We start from the raw sequence: 5,517 nt of genomic DNA, 5'->3' as shown, positions 1-5,517 counted from the left end.
TGCTGCGGGAGGCGCGGCAGGGGCTGCTGTCGCGGGAGAGCGGGCCCGGCATCGCGCTGTCCTCGGTGGTCGTCCTCGCCGGGCACCTCGGCATGTTCGTCGTCGCGGCCCGGATCGCGGGCAGCGGGGCGGCCGTCGCGGTGCTGCTGCCGCTCGCGGTGCTCGCCCTGGTGGCCATGGGACTGCCGCTCAACGTGGGCGGCTTCGGCCCCCGCGAGGGCGTCACCGCCTGGGCGTTCGCCGCGGCCGGACTCGGCGCGAGCAGCGGCGTCGCCGTCGCCGTGGTGTACGGCGTGCTCAGCTTCGTCGCCGCTCTGCCCGGCGCCGCCGTCCTCGTCGCCCGCTGGGCCGGCGCCCTGCGCGGCTACCCGCGCGGCGCGCTGGGCGCCTCCGGCGAGGTGAGCAGCCGGAAGTACGGCTCGAAGTTCTCCACCAGCCCGGCCAGCAGGCCCTTCCCCTTCTCCACCGAGGCCAGGGACGGGCGGCCGATGACGCCCGATTCGGTATAGGCGGACATTCCCGTGGTGAGCAGATGCCGACGGTCGTCGGCGGTGAAATCGGCCGACTCGTGGCCAGGGCGGAGGAATTCGGGATGAGCGTGCAGCAGGATGGACGCCTCGATCTCCCCGGCGTGCATGTCGGTCAGCAGCGAGGTCTCCACACCCGCCCGCTGCCGCGCCTCCTCCCAGTCCTCGGCCGCCGGGTACAGCGCCATCCGCTCGCCCCGCGCCGAAGCCTCCTGCACGACATTGCCCAGCACATAGTTCCCGCCGTGCCCGTTGACCACCACGAGCGACTCCACGCCCGAGCGACGCAGCGAGTCGGCGATGTCACGTACGACCGCATGCAGGGTAACGGAGGAGATACTGACCGTCCCCGGCCAGGCCGCGTGTTCGTGCGAGCACGCGAGGGTCACCGGGGGAAGGAGGTGCACCGGGTACGCGGTGGCGATCTCCCGCGCCACGGCGCAGGCCACCAGGGTGTCGGTTGCCAACGGGAGGTAAGGACCGTGCTGTTCGAAGCTCCCCACGGGAAGGACGGCGACCTGACGTGACACACCCGCCCCCCGCGCCCGTACGTCCTCGGTGGTGTCCGCGGGCATCACCCCGTAGGCCGCCGCTCGCGCGCCCGAACCACTCATGTTTCCCACGGCCTCTCGTCTCTGCTTAGGAATCAGATCATGACAGAAAACATCGGCGCCTTCGGCGGGAAGAACCCGCGTCGTTCGGGCACGGAACGCGTCGTGAACACCCCGCTGCCCACTGCGTACGGGCAGTTCCAGGCGATCGGCTACCTGGACCACGACCGGGGCGACGAGCAGGTCGCCCTGGTGCACGGTGACATCGGGGCCGAGAACGTGCTGGTGCGGCTGCACTCGGAGTGCCTGACCGGTGACGCCTTCGGTTCCCAGCACTGCGAGTGCGGCGAGCAGTTGGCGGCCGCGCTGCGCGCGGTGGTCGCCGAGGGCGCCGGTGTCGTCCTGTACTTGAGGGGTCACGAGGGCCGGGGCATCGGTCTGCTGGCCAAGTTGCGGGCGATGGCCCTCCAGGCGGAGGGCCTGGACACGGTCGAGGCCAACCTCGCGCTCGGTCTGCCGGTCGACGCCCGTGACTACCGGGTGGCGGCGGAGATGCTGCACGACCTGAAGGTGCGCTCGGTCCGGCTGATGTCCAACAACCCGCGCAAGCGGGAGGCGTTGACCAAGCACGGCATCGAGGTCGCCGAGCAGGTGCCGCTGCTGATCGAGCCGAGCGAGAACAACATCACATACCTGCGCACCAAGCGCGAACGCCTGGACCACCACCTGCCCCACCTGGACGCGGTGGCCCACGGCTCCTGAGCCCCACCTTCCCCCATGCGAGACGTCCGGCCGGGCTCCCCGGCCGGACGTCTCGTTTCCGCCGAACTTCACAAGCGCGCAGCGCAGTTCAGCGGCCCTGGACCGACGGCGGCACCGGCCAGCCCAGCGGCTCCAGCACCGCCCGCGTCCGTTCGTCGCGCAGCTCGGCCAGCCGGTCGTAGGCGGCGACGCCGGTGCCGTACGCCTCCTCCACCTCGTCCAGCACCTCGCCGATCCGGGCCGGGTCCGGTGCGCCGGTCTCGAAGGTCATCTGCGAGCCGACGTGCGTCACCAGGTGCCGCATCCCCTCCGGGCCGCCCCCGAGCATCCCGCTCTCGAACGGGCCGACGGTGGCCCAGCGCAGGCCGAGCGAGGCCCGGACCAGGTCGTCCAGGTCGGCCACGTCGATCACGCCCTCCTGGACCAGGTGGATCGCCTGGTCGGTGAAGACCTTCTGGAGCCGGTTCCCGACATAGCCGGGGATCTCCTTCCTCAGCCGGATCGGCACCTTGCCCAGACTCCGGTAGACCTCCATCGCCCGCTCGACCGTGCGGGCCGAGGTGTCGGGGCCGGGGACCACCTCCACCAGGGGCATCAGCTCGGGCGGGTTGAAGGGGTGGCCCACCACGATCCGGTCGGCCGCCGGGTTGCCCGCGGCGATCAGGGAGGGCAGCAGGGAGGACGAGGAGGAGGCGAGCACCACGTCGTCGCCGGTGTGCTCGGCCAGCGTGGCGAACACCGTCTCCTTGACCGGTGTCCGCTCCGGCCCGGCCTCCTGCACGAAGTCCGCGTCGGAGGCGGCGCCCGCCAGGTCGTCGGTCGCGGTCACCGGCAGTCCGTGGAGGTCCCGCCGCACGATCTCCGGCAGGTCGGGGCGCGGGTCGCTCAGGTGGACCTCCCAGCCGGCCGCCCCGAACAGCCGGGCCCAGGACACACCGATCACTCCGGCACCGACGATCGTCACGACGGCCACAGGGCATCACTCCAGACAGGCGGGGCGGGCACTACCCAGTCATGCCCGGTTCCCCGCGAGCCCGGCGCCCCCTCACCCCACCGGCGCAACGACCGCCTCGTGCACCAGGCGGCGCAGGTCGGGGAAGATCTTCAGGGTGCGGGGCCGTACCTGGGTCATGAACTGCACGGTCAGGTCCAGCGCCGGGGCGACCCAGAAGGCGGTGGTCGCCACCCCGGTCCAGCCGAAGGTGCCCGGCGCGGAGGGGGCCAGAGTGCGGGCGGGGTCGGTGACGACGGAGACGTTGAAGCCGAAGCCCAGGCCGTCGTTGGCGCGCTCCTGGTGGGCGGGGGCGCCGAACTCGCGCAGCACGGCGTCGCCGGGGAGCTGGTTGCGGGTCATCAGGGCGAGCGTGTCGGAGGAGAGGAGCCGGACGCCGTCGAGTTCGCCGCCCCGGCGCAACAGCTCCATGAAGCGGTGGTAGTCGCCCGCGCTGGAGACCAGCCCGCCGCTTGCCGACAGGAACCGGGGCCGTCCGCGCACCGGCAGCCCCGGTACCGGGGTGATGCCGCCGTCCTCGGTCTCGCCGTACAACTCGGCCAGGCGGTGCTCCTGTTCGGGCGTGAGGTGGAATCCGGTGTCGGTCATGCCGAGCGGGCCGAGGACACGCTCGGCGAAGAAGGCGTCCAGGGGGCGGCCCGAGACGACCTCGATGAGGCGGCCCAGCACATTGGTGGCGACCGAGTAGTTCCACTGGGTGCCCGGCTCGAACTGGAGGGGCAGGGACGCGTACACCGCGATGGTCTCGGCGAGGTCCGCGCCGGAGGGCACGGAGGACTCCAGCCCGGCCGCGCGGTAGAGGGCGTCCACCGGGTGGTCGTGGTAGAAGGCGAAGGTCAGGCCCGCGGTGTGGGTGAGCAGATGCCACACGCGGATGGGGCCGGCGGCCGGACGGGTGCGTACGTCGTCCCCCGAACCGCTCACGTACACACGGGGGCCGGCGAACTCGGGGAGGTACCGGTCGATCGGGTCGTCCAGGGTGAGCAGGCCCTCCTCGACCAGCATCAGCACCGCGACCGCCGTCACCGGCTTGGTCATGGAGTAGATCCGCCACAGGGTGTCGGTCTCCACCGGGAGCCCGGCCGCGAGGTCGCGGTGGCCGTAGGTGGTCAGATGGGCGACCCGGCCGCCACGGGCCACCGACACCAGGAAGCCGGGCAGCCGGCCCTCGTCCACGAGACCGGCCGCGTGCTGGTCGAGGCGGTCCAGCGCCTTCGCGTCCAGCCCCACGTCCTGCGGGGCGACTTCCTGTCGAAGCTGTGCCATGGCTCTCCTCCGGTCCTGCCGGCCCCTGTGCTGCCGAGCCGGTCTCCACGCTCATCGTGGCGCATGATCACCGCCAAGTACCCCGCTCTCAGCCGATCTTGTGAACGACGCGACACGACTCGGTGCCCGCGCCGACGCCGCGATCTCGCGCAGCGTCAGCGAATGGATGCTCTGGGTGCGCGCGTGGAGACTGTCCCCGGCCGGTCCGGGAATGCGGGCCGAGTCCGCGCCCGTTGACGTGGATATGACTCAGGACACGACGCAGGACGCACTGCTGGCGCTGCTCTCCGAGGGACACGGCGGGGTGCTGGTCACGCAGAAGCGGGACGGGCGGCCCCAGATGTCCAACGTCGTCCACGCCTACGACCCGGATGAGCGGATCGTCCGGATCTCGGTCACCGACGACCGCGCCAAGACCCGCAACCTGCGCCGGGACGCCCGCGCCTCGTACTACGTGACCAGTGCCGACCGCTGGGCGTACACCGTCGTCGAGGGCACGGCCGAGCTGAGCCCGGTCGCGGCCGACCCGCACGACGAGACGGTGGAGGAGCTGGTGCGGCTCTACCGCGAGGTGCTGGGCGAGCACGACGACTGGGACGACTACCGCGCGTCCATGGTCCGCGACAGGCGCCTGGTGGTCCGGCTGCCCGTGGACCGGGCGTACGGCGTGCCGAAGCGCTAGGTGTGAACAACCCTGCGGGTCTGCACACCTAGCGGGTGAGGTAGGCCAGCACCATGTCGGCGAGCATCGTGCGGTAGTGCTCGCGGCGGGCGGGGGCGGCCAGGTCGCGGTCGAAGAGGGCGCCGAAGGTGTGGCGGCCGGCGACCCGGTAGAAGCAGAAGGCGCTGATCATCGCGTGCAGGTCGACCGCGTCGACGTCGGCCTTGAACGCCCCCTGCTCCCGCCCGGCGTCCAGCACGCGGCGGAGCGTGTCCAGGCCGGGGGAGTCGATGCGGCCGTAGCGGCGGGCGGCGGCGAGATGCTCGCCGCCGTGGATGTTCTCGATGCCGACCAGGCGGACCAGGTCCGGGTGGCGTTCGTGATGGTCGAAGGTGACCTCGGCCAGACGGCGGACGGCGGCGGCCGGGTCCAGGTGCTCCAGGTCGAGCAGCTCCTCGACCTCGTGCAGCGCGCCGTAGGCCCGCTCCAGCACGGTCGCGAAGAGCTGCTTCTTGCCGCCGAAGTAGTAGTAGATCATCCGCTTGGTGGTGCGGGTGCGGGCCGCTATCTCCTCCACGCGGGCGCCGTCGTACCCGGCACGGGCGAACTCGCGGGTCGCCGCGTCGAGGATGTCCGACCGGGTGCGGGCGGCGTCCGGTAACCGCCGCGCGGGGTCCACCGGTTCGTCGACGCTGCTCATCGCGTTCCTTCCGGCCGTGGGGCGGGGCTTGTACCGGT

At 72.1% G+C, this 5,517-nt stretch carries 6 protein-coding genes; 2 read left to right on the top strand and 4 right to left on the bottom strand.

Features of this window, described 5'->3' with window-relative positions; all coding sequences use genetic code 11:
* Positions 1-364 precede the first annotated feature (364 nt).
* Positions 365-1,141, bottom strand: coding sequence for a creatininase family protein (locus GT030_RS08535; RefSeq protein WP_161200571.1), 777 nt, complete (start codon positions 1,139-1,141; stop codon positions 365-367).
* Positions 1,142-1,180: 39 nt separating this feature from the next.
* On the opposite strand from GT030_RS08535, the gene ribA reads away from it, so the two are divergent.
* Positions 1,181-1,840, top strand: a complete 660-nt coding sequence (gene ribA, locus GT030_RS08530) for a GTP cyclohydrolase II (RefSeq protein ID WP_086689963.1) — start codon at positions 1,181-1,183, stop codon at positions 1,838-1,840.
* Between the two features lie 88 nt (positions 1,841-1,928).
* Here the strand turns inward: ribA and GT030_RS37310 are convergent, their stop codons facing one another.
* Both GT030_RS37310 and GT030_RS08520 read right to left on the bottom strand, forming a co-directional pair.
* Positions 1,929-2,813 (bottom strand): 3-hydroxyacyl-CoA dehydrogenase NAD-binding domain-containing protein, encoded by an 885-nt coding sequence (locus GT030_RS37310; protein ID WP_161200570.1) that lies wholly within the window; start codon positions 2,811-2,813, stop codon positions 1,929-1,931.
* Between the two features lie 72 nt (positions 2,814-2,885).
* Complete coding sequence (locus GT030_RS08520) at positions 2,886-4,118, bottom strand: serine hydrolase domain-containing protein (RefSeq protein ID WP_161200569.1); 1,233 nt, start codon at positions 4,116-4,118, stop codon at positions 2,886-2,888.
* A 244-nt stretch (positions 4,119-4,362) separates the two neighbouring features.
* Between GT030_RS08520 and GT030_RS08515 the strand changes: the two genes are divergently transcribed.
* On the top strand, positions 4,363-4,800 hold the full coding sequence (locus GT030_RS08515) for a PPOX class F420-dependent oxidoreductase (RefSeq protein ID WP_161200568.1): 438 nt from the start codon (positions 4,363-4,365) through the stop codon (positions 4,798-4,800).
* Positions 4,801-4,828: 28 nt separating this feature from the next.
* Here the strand turns inward: GT030_RS08515 and GT030_RS08510 are convergent, their stop codons facing one another.
* Positions 4,829-5,479, bottom strand: coding sequence for a TetR/AcrR family transcriptional regulator (locus tag GT030_RS08510; RefSeq protein ID WP_161200567.1), 651 nt, complete (start codon positions 5,477-5,479; stop codon positions 4,829-4,831).
* Positions 5,480-5,517: the final 38 nt, after the last annotated feature.

Origin of the sequence: Streptomyces sp. SID1328 (genome assembly GCF_009865595.1) — a bacterium.
Classification (GTDB): Bacteria; Actinomycetota; Actinomycetes; order Streptomycetales; family Streptomycetaceae; genus Streptomyces; species Streptomyces griseoluteus.
Note: the sequence above shows the minus strand (reverse complement) of the source record. Positions and strands in the feature narration are given on the sequence as shown.